This window comes from Sorangium sp. So ce302 (assembly GCF_051530145.1).
Taxonomy (GTDB): Bacteria; Myxococcota_A; Polyangia; order Polyangiales; family Polyangiaceae; genus Sorangium; species Sorangium cellulosum_B.
The window spans coordinates 9,977,158-9,997,234 of the sequence record NZ_CP150326.1 but is presented as its reverse complement, the minus strand read 5'-3'; the positions used below and the strand labels follow the sequence as shown (position 1 = coordinate 9,997,234).

At 68.4% G+C, this 20,077-nt stretch carries 15 protein-coding genes and 1 pseudogene; 8 read left to right on the top strand and 8 right to left on the bottom strand.

All coding sequences use genetic code 11. The annotated features are described in order from the left end of the window. Positions 1 to 62 precede the first annotated feature (62 nt). On the top strand, positions 63 to 1,595 hold the full coding sequence (locus tag WME73_RS37840; RefSeq protein ID WP_437912727.1) for a hypothetical protein: 1,533 nt from the start codon (positions 63 to 65) through the stop codon (positions 1,593 to 1,595). Between the two features lie 701 nt (positions 1,596 to 2,296). Here the strand turns inward: WME73_RS37840 and WME73_RS37835 are convergent. The 4 genes from WME73_RS37835 to WME73_RS37820 all read right to left on the bottom strand — a co-directional run bounded on the left by WME73_RS37835 (position 2,297) and on the right by WME73_RS37820 (position 7,443). Next, positions 2,297 to 3,565: an IS91 family transposase gene (locus WME73_RS37835; RefSeq protein ID WP_437912459.1), complete on the bottom strand. Its 1,269-nt coding sequence runs from the start codon at positions 3,563 to 3,565 to the stop codon at positions 2,297 to 2,299. A 6-nt stretch (positions 3,566 to 3,571) separates the two neighbouring features. Further along, positions 3,572 to 4,435: a tyrosine-type recombinase/integrase gene (locus tag WME73_RS37830; RefSeq protein WP_437893382.1), complete on the bottom strand. Its 864-nt coding sequence runs from the start codon at positions 4,433 to 4,435 to the stop codon at positions 3,572 to 3,574. Positions 4,436 to 5,189: 754 nt separating this feature from the next. Next, positions 5,190 to 5,927 (bottom strand): hypothetical protein, encoded by a 738-nt coding sequence (locus WME73_RS37825; protein ID WP_437912725.1) that lies wholly within the window; start codon positions 5,925 to 5,927, stop codon positions 5,190 to 5,192. Positions 5,928 to 6,312: 385 nt separating this feature from the next. Next, positions 6,313 to 7,443: an RNA polymerase sigma factor gene (locus tag WME73_RS37820; protein WP_437912724.1), complete on the bottom strand. Its 1,131-nt coding sequence runs from the start codon at positions 7,441 to 7,443 to the stop codon at positions 6,313 to 6,315. A gap of 347 nt (positions 7,444 to 7,790) precedes the next feature. On the opposite strand from WME73_RS37820, the gene WME73_RS37815 reads away from it, so the two are divergent. Genes WME73_RS37815 through WME73_RS37805 form a run of 3 tightly spaced genes read left to right on the top strand, consistent with a single transcriptional unit; the run spans position 7,791 to position 12,059 of the window. Beyond that, complete coding sequence (locus tag WME73_RS37815; RefSeq protein ID WP_437912723.1) at positions 7,791 to 8,792, top strand: hypothetical protein; 1,002 nt, start codon at positions 7,791 to 7,793, stop codon at positions 8,790 to 8,792. A 20-nt stretch (positions 8,793 to 8,812) separates the two neighbouring features. After that, positions 8,813 to 10,450, top strand: coding sequence for a hypothetical protein (locus WME73_RS37810; RefSeq protein WP_437917487.1), 1,638 nt, complete (start codon positions 8,813 to 8,815; stop codon positions 10,448 to 10,450). A gap of 37 nt (positions 10,451 to 10,487) precedes the next feature. Continuing rightward, complete coding sequence (locus tag WME73_RS37805; RefSeq protein WP_437912722.1) at positions 10,488 to 12,059, top strand: DUF1565 domain-containing protein; 1,572 nt, start codon at positions 10,488 to 10,490, stop codon at positions 12,057 to 12,059. Positions 12,060 to 12,133: 74 nt separating this feature from the next. On the opposite strand, the gene comJ is transcribed toward WME73_RS37805, so the two are convergent. Beyond that, positions 12,134 to 12,601 (bottom strand): competence protein ComJ, encoded by a 468-nt coding sequence (gene comJ, locus WME73_RS37800; protein ID WP_437912720.1) that lies wholly within the window; start codon positions 12,599 to 12,601, stop codon positions 12,134 to 12,136. 253 nt (positions 12,602 to 12,854) lie between these two features. Between comJ and WME73_RS37795 the strand changes: the two genes are divergently transcribed. The 4 genes from WME73_RS37795 (at position 12,855) to WME73_RS37780 (ending at position 16,184) form a co-directional block, all read left to right on the top strand. After that, positions 12,855 to 13,436: a hypothetical protein gene (locus tag WME73_RS37795; protein WP_437743788.1), complete on the top strand. Its 582-nt coding sequence runs from the start codon at positions 12,855 to 12,857 to the stop codon at positions 13,434 to 13,436. A 173-nt stretch (positions 13,437 to 13,609) separates the two neighbouring features. Continuing rightward, positions 13,610 to 15,049 carry an IS481 family transposase gene (locus tag WME73_RS37790; RefSeq protein ID WP_437743787.1) on the top strand — a complete coding sequence of 480 codons (1,440 nt, stop codon included), beginning with the start codon at positions 13,610 to 13,612 and terminating at the stop codon, positions 15,047 to 15,049. A gap of 2 nt (positions 15,050 to 15,051) precedes the next feature. Further along, positions 15,052 to 15,888 (top strand): ExeA family protein, encoded by an 837-nt coding sequence (locus WME73_RS37785; protein ID WP_437743786.1) that lies wholly within the window; start codon positions 15,052 to 15,054, stop codon positions 15,886 to 15,888. 14 nt (positions 15,889 to 15,902) lie between these two features. Continuing rightward, positions 15,903 to 16,184 (top strand): hypothetical protein, encoded by a 282-nt coding sequence (locus WME73_RS37780; protein WP_437743785.1) that lies wholly within the window; start codon positions 15,903 to 15,905, stop codon positions 16,182 to 16,184. A gap of 258 nt (positions 16,185 to 16,442) precedes the next feature. Here the strand turns inward: WME73_RS37780 and WME73_RS37775 are convergent, their stop codons facing one another. The 3 genes and pseudogenes from WME73_RS37775 to WME73_RS37765 all read right to left on the bottom strand — a co-directional run bounded on the left by WME73_RS37775 (position 16,443) and on the right by WME73_RS37765 (position 20,075). Beyond that, on the bottom strand, positions 16,443 to 17,045 hold the full coding sequence (locus tag WME73_RS37775; RefSeq protein WP_437912718.1) for a DUF416 family protein: 603 nt from the start codon (positions 17,043 to 17,045) through the stop codon (positions 16,443 to 16,445). Positions 17,046 to 17,062: 17 nt separating this feature from the next. After that, positions 17,063 to 19,402: pseudogene (locus tag WME73_RS37770) on the bottom strand (RHS repeat domain-containing protein); the annotation flags it as partial. Between the two features lie 82 nt (positions 19,403 to 19,484). Beyond that, positions 19,485 to 20,075 carry an SMI1/KNR4 family protein gene (locus WME73_RS37765; protein WP_437912716.1) on the bottom strand — a complete coding sequence of 197 codons (591 nt, stop codon included), beginning with the start codon at positions 20,073 to 20,075 and terminating at the stop codon, positions 19,485 to 19,487. Positions 20,076 to 20,077: the final 2 nt, after the last annotated feature.

Below are 20,077 nucleotides of genomic sequence, written 5' to 3'. Positions count from 1 at the left end.
GATCTGGCCCCAACGTAGGGTGCCTGCGTGGGCTAGGGTCTGACCGAATAGGAGACCCGAACATGGTCAAAGCTTTCTTCGCCAGCGTGACATTCGGCGCAGCATTGCTCGGCTGCGCCCGGACCGAGGCGCCGAACCCGCCCCCCGCGGAGGGGGAATCGGAGAGCCAGGCATCACTCACGACGTCCGCGAAATGGCTGGTGCAGCCGGGCGCGCGCCAGGTCTTGCTCGGCGTCACCAGCGACAATCACGCCCTCTACCAGGAGGGAGAGATCGTGTACGCGACCGCGCTCGAGCCGGGCGCGACGAGGCAGCGAGTCGCCCAGGTGCCCTTCGGGAACACGGCGTTCGTCTACACCGTCGGCAAGGTCGCGTTCTGCTGGACCCACCCCGACCGGACCTTGCCCGGCTTCGGGGTCAGCCCCCTCGTCGTGTGGAGCGCGGCCTCCGGCCCGCACGAGGCGTCCGCCGCCTCGCCCATCGGGACCTTCGCGACCTCGGCGAGCGCCGACGGCCGCTCGGTGCTCTTCCCCACCCATGGCAACGCCGACGGCAGCGTCGGCGACGTCGAGCTCGCCTCGACCGACATGAGCGAGCGCACGACGCTGCTCGGCGCCGTGCCGATGGGCTTCCCCCTGGGGTATTGTCGGCCCTTCGCCGCGTTCGTGGGCCGCCACGGCCGCTCGCACCCGGTCGCGCTGCACTGCGAGGGCGCCACGAGCTCTGCCACCTTGTCGAGCTGGGAGCGGGGCGAGAGGGTCGACCTGTTCAGCGGTGTCGCGACGCCCCCCTTCTTCAGCGCCGACGCCGACGGCGGGTCGTTCTTCACGACGCTGGCGGGCTCGGGGCACCCCGTCGTCGTCTCCGACGACGGCGAGGTGAGCGCGCTCGACGAGGTGCGCTCGAGGATAGGCTTCTTCACCAAAGGCAGCTTCGTCGTGTACACCGCGCAAACGGAGGCCGGCCTCGAGCTGCGCCGCGCCACGCCGGGCGACTGTCCGTCGATCGAGACCATCGCCGACGAGGTCGGGGGCATTCTCACCGTCCTGGCCGGGTCGAAGGTCATCACCGACGCGTGGGCGTCGCCGGACGGCAGCAAGGTGCCCTTCTTCACCCAGCGCGACCCGGCGACCGGCCTCTCCGACGTGGCGCTCGCCGACGCCCGCGGCGGTACCCCGCCCCTGTCGGTCGACCCGCAGCCGCGGAACGTGCTCGGCGGCCCGCCCTTCAGCGCCGACTCGAAGCACGTTCTGTTCGCCCGCATCGTCGACCTGACGGCCGGCACCGCCCCCCTCTTCGCCTCGGCCGAGGGCGGCGTGCGGCAGTTCAGCGACGACGGGGGCTGGAGCTACCTGCCGGCCGTTCGCGGCCTCGTGTCGTTCAACGACAACACCCACTTCGACGGGGAAGACTTCGCGAGATCGACGGCCGACCTGAAGGTCGTCGACCTGTCGCGCAAGCCCCTGAAGCCTCGGCTCATCGCGCCGGGGGCGAACCTGACCTACTTCAGCAGCCACGGCGGCCGCCGCCTCGCCTTCACGACGGACGTCCCCGGTACGACGGCTGGCCTCTATTCAGCCGGGGTCGGCGAGTAGGCGCGCCGAATCGGCGAGTCGGGCCCGGCCAGCGCGGGCGCTCGTGCGACCGCGGCGGCCCGAGGCGACGGGTCGGCCGTCGCGACCACGGCAAGCTCAGGCGCAGTCCCGCAAACGCCTATTCGTTGGGCCCGCGTTGGGTCCATCGCTTCCGAGGGGTTGCGATCGGCCGTCACGTTCCCCCAAAGCTGCCGCAAAAGCTCCGGCTCGCGACGGTTCGCCGCCGCAAGTTCGTCGCCCAAGAACGAAATTGCGGTGGCGAACCCGTGCGATCAGTGGGATCCGCCGGGTTTTGGGAGGGGCGTGGCGACGGATCGCAACCCCTCGGAAGGCGTGGGCCCAACGCGGGCCCAATGAATAGGCGTTTGCGGGACTGCGCCCGAGCAGCAGCGGCGGCGAGGTCCCGGCGCAGTCCCGTAAACGTCGGGTTGGACCGGGCCGGTTCGCGGCCGGGCGAGGCGGTCGCGAGGCCTATGGAGATCCTGCCCGAGAAGGCCGCAGAAGGCGGGCGCGGCGGGGCTCGCACGCGTGGTGCATCCCGCCGCCACGACGTTGGGCGCAGACGCGCCGAGGCAGAGCACGGCGCCGACGGAGGCCCAGCAGCACGCAGGCCGCCGACGTGGACGGCGCAGAAGGCGGATCGATGCCTGACCGCCGCGCAACGGAGGTGGTGCTGTCGCTTCTGCCCAGGCCAGCGATGCTCATGACGTGTCCGGAGGAGCAGCGGAGGAGGCGATGACGCACGACGGCAGCGGGCGGCGAGCCATCGCAGCCTGACCGCAGCGAGGACAGATGGACAGGTCGACCCCCGTGAGCGCGGCGAGCAGCGTACACCAGTCGACCTTGACGACGTGGCGCGGAGAGGGCTCGTGAGAGCTGCCTTCCCGGTGCTCATCTCCCCCGACAGCGCGCTGCCCTGCGTCTCGCGCCGCCATGATCCTCGTGCGTGCCACCTCGAGCGTGGTGGTGGCGTGACACGCAGCCATCAAGCCGAAGTGTCGGATCTTCACGAAGCGATGAGGCAGCACGTGCATCAGGAAGCGACGCAGAAACTCCTCTGCGGAGAGCGTCACGGTCTTGTCTCCGCGGGTCCGGAAGCACACGCCGCGCTCATCCATCCACCGCAGCCGGTGATTGGACAGCCCGACACGGTGGGTATAGCGACCGAGGTAAGCAAAGACCTGCTCGGGCCCAGCGAAGGGCGGCTTGGCGTACACCACCCAGGGCTTGCGGTAGAGCGTCTTGAGCAGCGCAGCGAAGGCAGCGGGGTTGGCCAGCGCGGCGGCCCCGCCGGTCAGGTCGAGCTCTCCGGCGTCATAGGCCTGCCGAAGCGCGGCGAGCAACTTGCCGCGGAAGAGCTTGCCGAGGACCTGCACAGGGAAGAGGTAGCCGCTCCGCCCCTCGATCCAGCGCGAGCCGTCGAGCGAGAGCCCACCGCCCGTGACGATGCAGTGCAGGTGCGGATGGAAGCTGAGATTGCGGCTCCAGGTGTGCAGCACGGCGGTGACACCGATGTCGGCGCCGAGCCGCCTGGGATCGCGGCCGAGGGTGAGCAGGGTCTGCGAGCCGCACTGGAAGAGCAGATCGAAGACCGTCTGCGGGTTGACGAGCGCCAGCGGGCGCAGCTCGGCCGGGAGCGTGAAGACGACGTGGAAGTAGTGCGTCGGCAGGATGCGCTGCTGCCGCTCGGCGATCCACCTGGCCTGGCTGAGGCTCTGGCACTTGGGACAGTGGCGGTTGCGGCAGGAGTTGTACGAGGGCTGCTCGTGGCCGCAGCCCGTGCACACGTCGACATGGCCGCCCAGCACCGCGGTCCTGCACGCGGCGATGTCGCGCAGGACCTTGCGCTGGGCGGTGGAGACGGCGTGGGCGCGCAGGTAGGCCTCGCCGTGGGCGCGGACGATATCCGCGACCTCGAGACGAGGCCTACCCGTCGCCGCGGGCCGCGGCGCCAGGCGATGCGGGTGCACGCGACCTCAGCCGAGCTTCTTCTTGGCCTCCTGGGTGCCGAGCACCTCGACCGGGCTGCGGGTGCGACCGACGTGAGCCTGGCTGACGCGGACGTAGCGGACGGTGGTGCGGATGGAGCGATGGCCGAGCAGGGCCTGGATGACGCGGATGTCGGTGCCGAGCTCGAGCAGGTGGGTGGCGAAGCTGTGCCGCAGCACGTGCGGGGTGACGCGCTTGTGCAGCTTGCAGCGCCTCGCCGCCTCGCGCAGCGCGTTGCGCACCGCCTCGTGCGAGATGACCGAGCCCTGCTTGCGACCCGGGAACAGCTCCGGTCCAGCGGGTCTCTCCGCCCGCCAGTAGATGCGCAGCGCGGTCAGCACGGGGGCGCTGAGCATCACGTACCGATCACGCCCGAGCTTGCCATTGCGGACGTGGATGAGGTTGCGCTTGCTGTCGACGTCCTCGACCCGCAGCGAGCAGACCTCATCGATCCGCAGACCGGCGCCGTACGCCGTCAGGACGATCGTGCGCTGCTTGACCGAGCCGATCGCGTTGAGCAGCGCCTCGACCTCGGTGCCGCTGAGGACCGGCGGCAGCTTCTGGGGTACCTTCGGCCAGGGGATCGCGACGGCGACCTCCGGACGCCCGAGCGTGGTGGCGTAGAGGAACTTGATCGCCGCCACGTACTGGTGCTGCGTCGCCTCCGCGATCTTTCGCTGCTCGGCGAGGTAGAGCAAAAACGCGCGCACCTCGTCGAGACCCATCTGCTGCGGCGGCTTGCGGTGGTAGGCTACGAAGGCCCGTGCGCAGCGGAGGTAATTGTCGCATGTCGACGGCTTGTATCGCCGCAGCTTCAGGTCTTCGGCCATTCGATCGCGGAGCTGTCCCATCGCTGCCCTCCTGGTGAACGCGGCGCCCGGGCAGGGGCGTCGCGAACGGCAGGGTGGGCAGGGAATGAGGCGGCGGGCGGCGAGTCCTGCGCGGCGCCGGGCGCTTTTTTTCGCAGTGAATACCGGCAAAAGTCGCGCTGCGGCAGCAATGACCGCCGTGACAACCGCAGCGAAGACAAGGATCCGAGCCGCGGCAGGAAACCTCGGCTCGGTATCCGCAATGCTTAACGGAGCAGGGCCCGCAGCAGCTTCTTGAGCCTCACGCCGAGCTCCTGCACCTCGTCCGCATCGCGCTAGCTCGCGGCCCCGAGCGCCGCCACCAGGTCCATGGCTCCCAAGGTCTCGTGGAGGCTACGCGGGGCGCGAGGGCGGTGTCGTCTCGCGATCGCGGTCGTCGTCGCGGTCGACCTCAGCAGGGACAGGAGCTGCCGCGAAGCGGCTTGGTCCAACCGGCGAGCTCGGGATCCGGGGAGCTCGCGCCGGCCGACCCATCGCCTCGCGCCGTCGTGCTCGCAGCGCTCGCCAACGCCCTCAGCTGCGCCGTCGCCCTCGGGGACCACGTTGCGGCTCGGGTCGTTCACAAGGCGATCGGTCGGCTGTTTGGCATGGCGCCAGCACCGGAGGGGCGAGCAAGGTCGCGCCGACCGTAGCAGGCCGCATTGAAGAGCCGTCCGGATAGGACAGACGCGGTAGACTCGGGGGAGCGGGGCCGCGGGGCACGATCGGGCTGGTGAGAGTCCGCGGTGCCGGAGAGCTACCAGGGTCCAGCCGTTGCGTGCGCGATTCCAAGCACTTGCTCGAACACCGGGCCGAGGAATGTGAAGGCCAGGGGGGGCAGTAGGTCTGCCTCGTGATCGAACACTGTGTCCCCGTTTGTCCAGATCACGTGGTGCATACTTTTTGCAACGAAGCGCCAGCCCTGGCGCGGTGGCCAGTATGCGACGAGGAGGATAAGATGGCCAAGTCCAATTATCACCTTGTACGAGCTCCGGACCAACTCCTTAATCACTTCGAGGTTGACGAGGGCTGGGTTGCAGCGACAGTCTGGCCAGTCCCTGGTTACTTTCCATCCCAAGTGTCTCTCGATGTCGCGATTTGTTCCGAACACGGCGACGCCTTCGGGCAGCCCGTTTGCTTTTAGCCTGACCGCTCGCGCATGTTCTTGCGGCAAGTAACGGACAAACGGGTCCACCGAATCGAGGACGAGAGCAGTCTTGAGAGCCCAACGAGCGACAAGCGCGGCGGCTTCTGAGTCGAGGTCGGTGACATCGCGAGTGGCGTCAACCAAGGGAATCAAGTGAGGGGCAACAGCCCTCTCGAGACCGCTCATCCACCCGTTGTTGCATGAGCCGCATACGTCTTCCTGCCGCAGAACCGACAGAGGCTTTTCTTTCTCGGCGTACTCCTCTCTTGTAGGCGGTTGTAAAACGTGCACGAACTCTTCGTCAAATCCGGCTCGCCTCGGCCGAATTGGGTAATTTTTGAACTTCAAGTGAGACTGCAACCAGTCTGGAATTGCATGCTCCCTGGCCACATTACCGTCACGTCGCCGGTCCAGCGGACAATCACAAAAATAGCAGAAATTCATCGCGCAAAGTGTAGCACCCCGACCAGAGCGTCCGCGAGATGCGGCGCTCAGCTCGGCGAAGCCGGAACGGTTGTAGACGCGGCAGGAAGGGACGGGGCCGCCTGGACGCCTACCGAGCACCTCGATCTCGGCCAGGGAGGCCCGCGACCACGACCTTGGCCCAGGGGTGATGCCTGCTAGCCGGCGCCGAGCTCCGCGGGCTCCACCGACATCGGCGTCACCTGACCGGGACCATCGGTCACCTGGTGCGGCGTGACTGCGCGCTTCTTCTGCGCCATACCCCTATACGTCAGGGAAGTTGTCTGAACAGCTCTTCGCGCTCCGCGGCGAGCCGCCCTCGCGGGAACTGTCGCGCGTGGGCCTCGAGCAGCCGGCGAGCCTCGACGTCGGCCATGACGTCGTTGGCCTCGATGGCCCTCCGAGCCTGGTTGACCAGGCTCCTCTCGATCTCCCCGACGGTCGGTCGAACGGCGCTCGCCGGAGGCGCGGCCCGGTGACTTGTCGTCTTCGCGTTCGAGGGAGCGGGCGTGCCGATCGCCATCGCTACGCCGTGCGCGCTTCCGTGTTTCGTGCGCGACGAAATCTCGTGGGCGATCGCCGCGGCGGGCGCCGCTGCATCGGGCGCCCCGTCTCCGCCGGCGGGACCCGCGGCGCTGTGGGCACCACCTCGCCCGGGGGGCGCCACGGCGTCCCGCTCCGCGGGCGCGGTGGCAGGGGCGCAAACCGCCGCCGCCCCGGGCCACGATTCCAGGCCGGGCAAGGGCGGCACCGCGGAGACGAGCGCGCCCGTCAGCAGGACGAGCGCGGCCTGAACGAGGATCCTCATGCCGAAACGGCGCAGGGAGGCCACCCACGACGCGCGGCGGCCGAACCCCAACGCGACCGGCACGCAGGCGCTGTCGTCCCATCCATGAGAGCGCTGCCGCGCCCGCCGCCGTCCGCCCTGCACCTCGAGTTCCTCGAGCGCCCGCCGGTGTCGCGTCTTCACCGTGTCGAGCGGGATCCCCTGCTCGGCGGCGATCTGGGCGAGCGGGATGTCCTCGAGGTCGTGCTTGATCACGAGATCCCGGTACTTGGGCTCGAGTTGGTCAATCAGCTCCCGGGCGAGCTTTTCCCGCTGCCGTCTCCGGAGCAACTCTTCCGGCGTGAGGCACTCATCTCGGATCTCGCACTCATCGAAAGACGTCAGCACCTCGCCGCGGCAGCGCGCGTCACGGACGTGATTGCGCGCATGGTTGACGGCGATCGTGACGCGGTACGGCCCCGGGTCGCCGCCCGGTTCGATCCGCTTGTCGGCGTCCAACCCCCGCAGCAGCGCTTCCTGGGCGACATCCTCGGCGTCTCGCGCCGGGACACCGTGGCGCCTGGCCAGGCGTCGGAAGAGCTCGAAGGCGAGGGAGACGGTCGCTGGCTTGGCCACGGTAAGCAGCACACCTGAGGCGGCCCAAAGGGTTCAGAAAATTGAGTGGAGGAGCAACTTCGGTCGGACAGTGTACCCATTTGTGGCTGCATGGAGCACATCTGGCCGGGCCTGGCGGATGGATGAACGCATTCCGTCATCCGACCGCCAATTCTCGCCAAAACCGCCGAGACGTGGCGGTTTCCTGCCGGTTGACGCCGAGCAGCCGGCGTCAGTACCGTCGCTGGATGCGTTCCACTGCGCATTCGCTCTCGATTCTTCTCACGCTCGGGGCCGCAACAGCCTTCACGAACTCGTCCAGCGCGGACGATATCCATTCGAAGGCGGGACCGAGCGACGGGTCGACGGTGAAAGAGCATGTTCGCCGTGGTCGGAGAGCGCGCAAGGCCGGGCTGTGGACCGAGGCATATGCTGCCTACAAGGCGGCTTTCGAGGCCGCAGACGCGGCGACCAGCACCGAGGTGGAGCGCGCGGAGCTCGCCGGCGAGCTCGGCCTTTGCGAGCTCGCGCTGCACAAGTACCGTGATGCGGCCGAGCACCTGGCCAGGAGCCTCGAACAGCGCGAAGCGTTGCCAGAAGCGCTCCAGCAGCGATTCGAGGCAGGGCAGCGCAACGCAGCGCCGCACGTCGCGCGGCTCGTGCTCGGCGTCGATCCGCCCGACGCCGAGGTGCTCATCGACGGTAAGCGCATCGGCCGGACCGCGCGGACCTACACGCTGTTCTTCGAGCCAGGTCAACACATGGTGCGCGGCCGTGCACCGGGCTGCAAGGACGCGCTTCATTCGTTGCGCGCCGTGGCGGGCGCGGAGCACGAGTTCACGATGCCGTTGCTGTGTGCGGCGGCGAGCGGCACCAAGGAGGCGAGCGGCGCCAAGGGGACCGCGACCGCGACGCCGACTCCCGTGCGCGCTTTGCCCCCTCCGCGCGCGCAGGCCCCCAGCCCGTGGGCTTCCTGGCCAGGGACGCTGCGTGTCGTGGGAATCTCGCTCGCGACGGGCACCGTATCGGCAGGCGCCATCCTCATGATCAGCGCCAGCAAGCTCGATCAGGACATGAGCGCGCGGCGTGACCAGCTCGAGAGCGACCCGAGATCGAGCTCGTCCATGTGCTGGCAAGCGCCGGAGCGCTCGCCGTGCGGCGAGCTGCGGCGCCTGCGCGACGCGCGCAACCTGTCCGACCGGGTGGGCATGGCCCTGGTCGTCACGGGCAGTGTGATCGGCGCGGCCACCGCCGCGTCCTTCTTCACGGACTTCTCTTTCGTGGGCCGCACGCCAGCTCAGGATCGGGTCCAGATATCGCCCGTCGTGACCGGGCACGAGACGGGCGTGAGCATCGAGGGGGTGTGGTGACCATGCCGAGTACCGAGCGGATGCGGCCACAGGCAGACCGAAGAGCGTTGGCCGCCGCCGTTGCTGTCGTGGTCTGTGCGTGGGGAGCGAGCAGCACGCTGATAGCTTGCACTTCGTACCGCGACGATTGCTGGGAAGTGATGGAGTGCGCCCCTGCGCCCGAGCCGACTCTCTGTGACGGCGACCCAGCGACGACAATGGCGCTCGACGAGTGCGGCGTATTCGTCAGCCCGTTGTCGGGTGACGACAGGAGCCCTGGCACGAAGGACGCACCGGTGAAGACCCTGCAACATGCGATCGGGCTCGCCACGCATGGGCGAGGCCACGGCGAGGAGCCGACCCGGCGCGTGTACGCATGCGGCGGGTCGTTCGAGGAGAAGATCACGCTTCCCTCGGGGGTTGACGTCTGGGGCGGGCGCCGGTGTGACGGCGGGGATTGGTCGTATGAGGGGTCATTCGGCGGGCCGGATCACCCGACGATCATCGCTCCGCCGTGGGGGATCCCGCTCCGGGTCCTCGGGGAGGAGGGTATGGCGCTCGCGGGGGACGACGCGACGTCCGTGATCGCCGGCGTACGCGTCGTGGCGGCGGACGCATCGGCGCCGGATGGAAAGTCGTCGATCGCGGTGATTTTGAGCACGGGGGCCACGGCGATCGTGCAGGACAGCGTGATTGTCGCCGGCAACGGCAAGGACGGGGAGCCGGGAGAGGACGCGGACACCGAGCGGGCGCCGGACGGCATGGTGGGGAACGACGGCGTGGACGCCTGCACCACGGACTCCCCGACGGGCGCCCTCCCGGTCGTGACCGTGTGTGACGAGGGCATCGAGTCCATCGGTGGATATGGGGGCGACGGCGGGCTCGGGTCAGGAAGCGACGGTGCTCCGGGGCAGCCGGCGCCGGGGGAGAATCCGGAGGACTACGGTCGCGCAGGGGCCGGTGCAGACGTCACGTTATGCGCGGACGGGCGCAGGGGCGCACACGGCGCCGACGCCGGTCGCGCGGACGGCGCGCTGGGGGTGGGCCACCTTGGCAAGGACGGATGGATCGGCGTTCGGGGCAAGGACGGGAAGCCCGGCGGCATCGGCCAGGGGGGCGGCGGCGGTGGCGGCAGCAAGTCGCGTGGGGAGATGGTCGCGTGTCGGGCAGGCCTGCCCCAGGGGGGCGCCGCCGGCGGCTCGGGAGGGAGCGGCGGCTGTGGCGGTCGCGGCGGCTATGGCGGCGGCTATGGCGGTGCCAGCATCGGAATCGTCGCGCTCGACGGCACGGATCTGACGATCGGGGCCAGCGACGTGATCACGGGCAAAGGGGGCCGCGGCGGCGTGGGCGGGAGGGGCCAACTGGGCGGCATAGGTAAGCCTGCTGGCCAAGGGGGCTTAGGTTCTGGTGGTGGGATGTGGCATGCGTGCAAGGGCGGCGATGGGGGCAACGGCGGTCGCGGAGGCGATGCCGGCGGCGGGCTCGGAGGCGCAACCATCGGCATCGCCTACGTGGCGCCCAACTTCGCCATTCGACCCGGGACCTACATTCAGGTCGGAGACGCCGGTCATGGCGGCCCCGCGGGGAACGCCGGTGCCGGTGACGAGGTGGGCGAAGGGCAGCTAGGCCCCACGGGTGAAATTCATGCGTTCAGCGTGGGGAACGAGCCGCCCCATTGACTCGTGCCTTGCGAGACGTCGCCAACGAGGGATGCACATGAGCTTGAATTCCGCGATCCTCCTGCTCTTCGTTCTTCCGCTCGCCGCGGCCGGTTGCGGGACCGCGCCGGGGGTGGACGGCCCTGGCGGCGCGCCGCCGTGTGACGGTCCATCGACGTGTGCGAGCGATCCCGTCCCCGAGTCGGTCTGCCTGGAGCATCTTGCGGCGCGTCGGGCGATGGACGGCTGCGGTGTGTTCGTCATCCATCCGTTTTTCGGCGGTGACGACGCGAATCCGGGCACGAAGGACAGGCCGGTTCGTTCCATCCGGCGCGCGATCGAGCTCGCGCGCACCGGGCGCGGTCGCGTGTTTCTTACCGACGACGCGTATCAGGAGACCGTCACGCTCCCCTCCGGCGTGGATATCTATGGAGGCTTCGAAACGGCCATCGGATGGGAACGCCTCAGAGGCCTGGAAAATCCGGTGCACATGATGACCAAGCTCGTCGTCGGCGCTCCCGGGCTCACCGCGCTGACCGTCGAGCCGGCGCGCGCCGGCGACACCGGGGCTGCGGATGGGGTCTCGATCATCGACCACGTGCTCATCAAGAGCTCGACGCATGTCGGGATGGTCGTTCGGTCGGGCGCCGCGGTGGAGATCATCGGAAGCTGGATCGAAGCCACGGCGGGATTGAGGGGCGACCATGGGGAGGAATGGCCCTGGCCGTACCAGGCAGCGACGGGACCGGATGGGCAGTACGGGGAAGACGCGTGCTCCGCCGCCACGGTCCCGGGCGGGGCTCGCGCGGTGAACCTGTGCGAAGGAGGAATCCCGAGCTTCGGCGGCGCAGGCGGTGAGGGGCTTCCCGACGGGGCGCGCGACGGCGAGGACGGGCAGCCGCGCGTGGCGTCAGACCCGACGGCCGGACGGGGGGGCGATGGGGACGCGCCAGGCGTCCCTTGCCAACCAGGTCAGGTGGCGCTCCACGGCGATCCAGGCATCTCCGGTGAACCGGGAAAGGGCCGCGGTCGGATCGATGAGACCGGATGGCACCCTGACAGGGCCGGCGACGGCACCCGGGGGACGCCCGGGCAAGGCGGCGGCGGGGGCGGGGGCCGCCGGGGCGGGCTCGCGGTGTGCGGCGTGGCCTCCAAGGGAGGCGCCGGCGGCGGCTCCGGAGGTGGCGGCGGCTGCGGCGGTCGAGGCGGCCGAGGGGGCGAGAACGGCCAGCCGAGCATCGGTATCCTGGCGCTCCACGCCAAGGTGACGGTGCGCGACAGCACCATCACCACGCGCGACGGTGGCCCCGGCGGCGATGGCGGGGGGCCGGAGGATGGCGGCAAGGGCGGCAGGGGCCTGCCAGGCGGCGCCGTGGGGGACGGCACGTGGTCCTGCGGCGGTGCCGATGGCGGCGACGGAGGCCCTGGCGGCCGTGGCGGCCCCGGGCGCGGCGGCGACTCGATCGGCGTCGCCTACCTTGACGAGGACCAGCTCACGCTGGAGGCGGTCACCTTCGAGCTGGGGCTGCCGGGCCCAGGCGGCACGAGCTGGAATTGGTCTGGCGACGAGATCACGGGGGAGGACGGCATCCAGGTCAAGACGCTTCGATTCCCCGAGTCGCAGGAATGATGCCCATTGTCCTCGGCGCTGTTCACCACCTGCATGGATCACGCCGTCGGTATCCCCCCTGAGTGGATCGCGTGCTATGGCGCCGCTGGTTGCGCGTCCATCAGAAGATTCTCCCCTGGAGAAAGCTCTTCATCCCTACGAAGGACCCGGGGCGCGCTGGTTCCCGGCACGAAACGGAACTTGCACCACATTCGCGAATCATGGCATCGGCCGTGCTCGAAGAGAACCGTATAATCGCCCGGCTCCAGTTCCATCACGACGGTTCCGGTAAGGGTGCCTATCTCGACATCAACGCCGACCGGAACATGAAATGGCACCTGGATAGCTCTTGTTGCTGAGAGCGAAACATCAAGTATTGCTCCCTTCTCCACGATGACCGATGCTAGCCCCTCTGCATCGAGAGTACGGAAAGACACGCTGCCCGGTCTCCATGAGAATCCCTGCGCGACGTGCATGTTGGTCCAGTCGTTGAAGGGATCTCTTAGGCACGACTGAAAAACAGAGATCTGTGAATATGCAACTTCCAAACTGAACGGGTCCATGTCCTACTCCACGATGATCCTGATGCGTGTACTGTCGGGCATCCCTCGGTACTGGTTCCCTGTGGCCGACGACTGTGCCCGGGCCGCCAGCGCCGGCGTGCTCGGGCGAGACTGAGCAGCGCCAAGAAGATGGGGGCCCCCGGGCGTCCTCCTGAGCGCGTTCTTTGAGGGGCGACAAACGAAGCCCCCTCAGAAAACTTGTCGAGGTCCTCCGAGGGGGCTCGCCTCCGAGTTGCCAGAAACGGAGGAGCCCATGTTCGATCAATTCACGCTCAAGGGCGAGTTCTTCGCGACGTTGGAGGCCCTGGACCGGGCGATCGCGCGGCGGGTTGCGGCGAGCCGGTGCCCGGCGTGCGGGGGGCCGCTGCACGCGGGCAACTACACCCGCAAGCCGCGGGGCGCGCTCATCGCGCCGGAGGGCGAAGCGTTCGTCGTCCGCTTCAGCTTCTGCTGCGGCCGCGAGGGGTGCCGGCGGCGCGCGACGCCCCCGTCGCTTCGATTCCTCGGCCCACGCGTGTACCTCGGCGTCGTCGTGATCGTGGCGAGCCTCGCCGCGCAGGCGCTCGGCACCGCCGGCGCGCAGCCGACCGGCGTTCCGCGGAGGACGACGCGCCGATGGCTCGCCTGGTGGCGCGGCCCCTTCCTCGCGAAGGAGGTCCTGCTCGCGATCCGCACCCGGCTCGTCGGCGTCGATATCGGCGGGATCCCAAGGTCGATCATCGAACGGCTTCCCGGCACGGCCGACGAGCAGATGGGCACGATGCTCCACCTGCTCGCGCCGCTCACGACGGGCTCGGTCCTCGATGGATCACGTTTTTTGAGGGACATCGCATGACCACGGCGCCACGCAGAAGATGTCATTCGGCGTGGATTCCGCGGTGAGATAGGGTTTCCCCGCCCGGTAGGTCCGTTCGCCGACCGCGCAGGAGACCTCATGAGCCACGAGCACCGGACGCGCGCGCGCCCGCCAAGGGCCCGTCTGCGCCTTTCGATCCGGAGGAGGAATCGATGAGCCACGACGACCAGGCGCCCATGCGCCTGCGCTGGGCGCGGATGCGCTTCTCCATCATCAGCCACCTGCTCGCCTCTCCGCCGGAGCCCGGCGAGCTCGCGAGTCGGATCGCCGAGCTCGCCGCGAAGTCCTGGCGACACCCGACCAAGGGCTCGGTGATCCGGCTCTCGCCCAAGACCATCGAGCGCATGTACTACGCGGCGCGCAGCGCGGATGACCCGATCAGCGTGCTCGCGCGCAAGGTCCCGAAGCACGCCGGCTCGCAGCCGAGAATCACGACAGCGGTCGCGTCCGCGATCGAGAGTCAGTATCGCGATCACCCGCGCTGGACCTGGCAGCTCCACCACGACAACCTCGTCGCGCTCGCAAAGACAACCCCCGCGCTCGACCCGGTGCCCAGCTACACCACAGTGCGCCGTTTCATGAAGGCCCACGGCATGTATCGCATCCAGAGGAGGCGCCAAGGCAGGGCGGTCGAATCGGAGATCGTGCCGCGCGAGACGCGCTCGTACGAGCTGGCCTATGTCAACGCGCTCTGGCACTACGACTTCCACGAGGGCAAGCGAAAGGTCATCACGGCCAGCGGGGAGCTGAAGACACCCTATCTCTTCGGCCTGCTCGACGACTGCTCGCGGGTGTGCTGCCACGCGCAGTGGTACCTCGACTGCGAGAACACCGAGAACCTCGTGCACGGCTTCAGCCAGGGGATCCAGAAGCGGGGGCTGCCGCGCGGCGCCTACAGCGATCGTGGAGGTGCCATGAAGGCCGCCGAGATGCGAGAGGGGCTCGAGCGGCTCGGCATCGCGCAATATCTCACGCTGCCGAACAGCCCTCATCAGAACGGCAAGCAAGAGCACTTCTGGACGCTCGTCGAAGGGCGGCTCATGCCGATGCTCGAGGGCGAACCGAACCTCACGCTCGACTTGCTCAACACCGCGACCCAGGCGTGGGTCGAGCAGGAGTATCACCGCACCGTCCACGGCGAGCTCAAGAAGACTCCGCTCGAACGCTACCTCGAAGGCCCCGACGTGAGCCGCCCGAGCCCCGACTCCGAGGCGCTGCGCCGGGCCTTCCGCATGGAGATCTCGCGCCACCAGCGCCGGAGCGACGGGACGGTCACGATCGAGGGCGTGCGCTTCGAGGTTCCCTCGGCCTACCGAGTGCTCGAACGTCCACGGATTCGTGTCGCGCGCTGGGATCTCTCCAGCGCAGAGCTCGTCGACCCGCGCTCGGGCGCGCACCTCGCCACGCTCTTTCCGCTCGACAAGGAGAGGAACGCGGACCGCGCGCGTCGCGCGCTCACCGAGATCACCGCGCCGCTGGCTCCGTCGAGGAAGCCCCCCGGTATCGCGCCGCTCCTGCGCCAGCTGATGGCCGAGTACGCGGCCACGGGCCTGCCGCCCGCCTACCTGCCCAAGAACACGGAGGAGGATTGACCATGATGAGTCGACTCCTGTCTCTCTACAGTTTGAAGTACATTCCCTTCCGCGCCGATGTACCCGCGGAGGCCCTCTACGTCTCGCCGCCCGTCGACACCTTCCTTCGTCGCGTCGAGCTCGGTTTGGCCCACGGCGGCTTCGCCATGCTCACCGGCGATCCCGGCACGGGCAAGAGCATCGCTTTGCGCCTGCTCGCTGCGCGGCTCGGCGCCCTGACCGACGTGGTGGTCGGCACCATCGAGCATCCCCAGAGCAGGGCCGGCGACTTCTACCGCGAGCTCGGTGATCTCTTCGGAGTCCCGCTCTCGTCCAGCAACCGCTGGGCAGGCTTCAAGGCGCTTCGCGCGCGCTGGGCCGAGCACTTCGCCACGACGCTTCGCCGGCCCGTGCTGATCCTCGATGAGGCGCAGGAGGCGAGCACGCCCGTGCTCAACGAGCTGCGCATCCTCTCCAGCAAGGACTTCGATTCGAGGCAACTGCTCTGCGTGGTCTTCGCCGGCGACTCCCGTCTCCCCGAGCGTCTCCGCACCGCCGAGCTCTTGCCGCTCGGCTCGCGCATCCGTCGCCGGCTCGTCCTCGACTACGCCTCTCGCGACGAGCTGCTCGCTTGCCTCGACCACGTGCTCGCCGCTGCGGGCAACCCCTCCTTGATGACCGCGGAGCTCAAGGCCACGCTCGCCGACCACTCCGCCGGAAACTACCGCGTGCTCATGAACCTCGCCGACGAACTGCTCGCTGCCGCCGCCGAGCGCGAGCTGCCGCGGCTCGACGAGAAGCTCTTTCTCGAGGTCTTCGGCGCGGCCCCGAAGCCCAAGTCCGCGAACCGCAAACGGTGAACCCGGAGGCCCCCATGCCACGCACCACCAACGTCACGCTGCCGATCCCCGAGCCCCTCGCGCTGCTCGACGCGACGCTGCTTTTCCTCATCCAGGTCCTGCTCGCGCAGCACCCCGATCTGCTCGCGCCCCCCGAGGCGCCCGCGCCCCGCAATCCGGGCCTGCGCGCCGCCAGCCGCATCTTCGAGGCCGTCCGCGAGCTCCACGCCGCGCTCGACAGCTACCGCGCCTTCCTCCCTGCCGATCACTCGCGGGCGCTCGGCGACGAGCAGCCCGGCGACGACATCCCGTTTTGAGGCGACCCCGCCCGCGCACGGCTCATCACGCCGTGCGTCCCTCGATCTTCGCGCTCAAAGGCCCTCAAACTTCGTGCTCGTGTCCGTCCTGGCGTCGCGGCCCGGCCATGCCCAACGCCGCGACCGCCATGACGCCGCGCGTCCCTCAATCTTCGTGCTCGGCACCCCCTCAAACTTCGCGAGCACGCTCAAGACAGTCACCGGCTGCGGCACGTAGCCCGACGCGGTTCCGGTCGTGCCCACGTCGCTCGTGTGCCCTTACGACGACACGACTAGGTTGGACTCACGTTGTGCTCGGGTCCGGAAGGCGAGCAAGGCAGTCCGATCGCCTGGCGCGATCTGGCTTGCTTCTTCGAGATCCCGCCGCTGTCGCAAGAGCTCCTGTTGCATCAGTGGATGTGCGAGAATTTTGTGCTCCAGAAGGGGATCCCGAGGGTCCATGGCCTCGCGCTCCTGAACGATCAAGTCAACCGAATCGATGGAGAATCGGGCAGCGCTGACCACACGAGCCACATCCCCATCGAGAAGGAAGTCCAGCAGAGAACAGATCGCGAAGACGGCATCTTGAGCTGACGAGGTGTAGAGCGAGGTGAAGTTCTCCGAGTTCGGCGCGCACTCCTCGCACTTGGAAAGCATTTTCCCAAATTGGGCATCCGTAACGCGTTCAGACTCACAGGCGACCCACACCGTGTCGAGCGCTTCCCGCAGCGGGGCAACGTCTCCCCAGCCCACCTCCCGCATGAAGGTTTGGTAGTTCGGCAGCATTCGCTCACAGCATACGGCACCAAAGGCGAGTTGTTGGTGAGGCGCCATCCTCGACATCATTTCGAGAATTCGTTCGTCGCTGAATGCGGCTTCCATCGCTTCTATCCTCCAGCTTATCTCAGCGGACTCAGCGGAACTACCCCCTGCTGCTCCAGGGACGTTGCGCACTCCGGGCAAATGGGCCTGCTAGCTCCCTCACCGGTCGGTGTGAGTCCCATCTGCCTGGCAGCGTTGACTCCTGTGATCTCGGCGTGCCCGATTCCCACACCTTCGACTTCGCCAGGTCTGAGTGTAGCCCTTTGGGCGGGTGTTAGTCGCCTCTCACTGGAGGAGACGACCCTCGTACCCTCGGCGGTTTCGGTGACGGCAGTCGTGCGTGCGCGTGCCGCCCGTGAATCAAGGACACTGTGAATCTCCCTCGCTCGGGTAGCTGCACCCCTTGCGGCGCCCGCCGCCGCCGTCGACCCCTCCGCGAGCGCTCCCAGCCCTCTGCCCGCACCGTACACCGTTGCCGCGCCGAGGAGGATCGCCTTCACCCCCGCCGAGCCCGCGGCTCGGTAATCGCCCCGATCGATGGCGAGCGCCGTGTCGGCCCCGTTGCGCCCAATCTGGTAGAGCGGGTTGACCGCGTTGAGCGCGCCGACGAGGCCGTCTTCGTCGTAGCCGTCCCACATCGCGCTGGCGAACTCGTAGCCGCTGTACATCCCGAGCGTCAGCGCATTCAGCACGAGCATCCGCCCGATCCCTGCTCCGAGGTCGCGCGTCCCCTCCGCGGCGCCCAGCAAGGTCTGACCGACGACGGTGGCTGGGCCGCCGACGCCCGAGTGCTCCGGCGATACGGTCAACGGCTGCGGCACGTACCCGGATGAGCTTCCGGTCGTGCCCACGTCGATAGGCGCCGTCGTGGCGCCGACCTCCACGGCCTCGCGCGGCCCTTCTTCAGGCTGGTTTGCTTTCGGCGGCGAGTAGAAGATCTCTACAGCGTATTGTTCCGGGCGCACCACCGAGTAGACCGGCAGGATCGGCGCCTCCACCGGCTCTTCCTGGAACCCGCTCGGATCCACGTGATTGAGCGGGCTGTTGCGCACGTAGCTGTACGGATTCCAGCTCTGCCCGAAGGACGGAATCGAAACGATCGGGTCCGTCGTCAAGAACCGCCCGATCCTTGAATCATAGAGCCGGCCCTTCATGTTCACGAGCCCGAGCTCGTCGTCGCTCTCGTGCCCGGTGAACCCCTGCGTCGTCTCGCTCGGGAAGGACGCCGGCGGGCGCTCCCCCCACACGGGGTTCCTGCGCTGCCCGAACGGGTCGTAGCTCCGCCGTTCGATCACGTCGCCGTCCTCGTCGGTGAGCGCATCGATCGAGCCGAGGTGATCGACATGCACGTAGCGCGTGCCGTCGTCCGAGCCTCCCCGGGTCACGATCGCCACCACGCGCTCCGGCGAGTGGACGTGGTACCGGTGCTCCACGGCGCCCGACGCCGCCTCGGTGACCCGCTCGTACAGATCGCCGAAGTAGAGCGTCTCCTTTTCCGGCGTGGTCTTGCGGATCCGCTGCTGGTCGCCGTCGTAGCCGAACGTGATGGTGCTCGCGCCCTGGGTGATCTGCTCCGGCAGGTCGAACGGCGTATAGCGCACCGTCGTGCCGCCGGGCCGCGCCGTCTGATTACCGACGGCGTCATGCGCGAAGGTGTCCGTACCCGCGCCGGTGATCGCATGCGGGTGCAGCGGGTCGTCATACGAGAGGTCACCGACGTCCGACTTGAAGGTGAGATTGCCGTTCGGGTGGTAGTCGTAGCGGAGCGCGCATGGTGCCGTCGCGCTCTCGAGATCGCCGAAGTACGCGCAGGTCAGCCGATGGATCGGATCATACCGGAAGCGCTCCGTCGTGTTCTCTGGCTGGAGCGCGTCGGTGCGGCGCGTGAGATTCAGGAGATCGTCGAACCCATAGTCCAGGCCTTGCACCTCCCCCGCGCCGCTCTGCGTCGTCAAGTGCCTCAGGCGCTGCTTGTCGGCGAAGTAGCTCCGCTCCGTGACGGCGCCGTTGCCGAACACCTCCTCCCGGAAGCGCCCTGCGCTGTCCACGTCCGCCAAGCGCCAGTAGGCGAAGTTCGTTCCGCTGTCGCGCACGGCGATCACATGGCCGTGCGCGTCGCGGTCGTGGGCCACGACGAACGGCGCCGCGCCCGCCGGCGCCGGGTAAGTGACCGTCTCGACGCGGCCGAGATCGTCATAACCCAGCTCGGCCTCCAGCGCGGTGCGCTCGCAGTCGATGCGAAGCGAGATCGTGTCGAGCTGACCGCGGTCGGTATAGCCATACGTCTTCTCCCCATCGGGGCTTGTGAGCGTGTGGAGCTTGCCGATCCCGTGCGCGGCGGTGTCCCACGTCCACGTGGTCGTCCGGCGCTCGCCGCCGTCCTGGTCCACGCGCGTGCGCGGTCGACCGGCCGCGTCGCTGGTAAAGGCAGTCGTGCCCCGATCACGGTGTGCGATCCACCGCGCGTGCCGCACCTCGTCGGAGCGCTGAACGGGCGGTTCAGCTGGTCCGTCCACGATAGGGCACGCCGATTGGACGGCTTCGAAGTCGCGCGGTCATCGGAGTCTTGGTGAACGGATTGATTCCTGAACGCTCCTCAAATGTGAACAGCCTCTCCGCGAGTGAAACGCCATTGACCCAGTCAGCCATCCAGTCATGAAGCGATATCTGCGTGTCGGTGAGGCCTGTTTCGTCCAACATTAGCACATGTCCAGTGTCTTCGTCGACGCACGACCATGTGCCGCTGCCCCAATCGCAGAGAGGGACTACCTGCGCAGGTACACCAGCACCCGTAGGATCTGCGAAGAGCTGCTCGCGGAGCTCTACGACCGATCGACCGTCGTCATCAACTTTGCCTCCCGGTAAGCCAATGAGCCCGTTCGCTGGACCGAATCCACCATTTCCGACCTCTTGGAGCAGCCTTCGGTGCAATGGGTGGAGCTTACACTTCAATGCCTGCTCGGCTCGCTCCACCTGCTCCAGTGTGGCGCACGGAGCTAGCTCAGGCGTGTCTCGGTCCGGCCAATCCGTGCGGGTCGTCGGATCTGTTGCTCGTCTGATGATCGCGCCAATGAGGGTGTCTTCTTTCATGA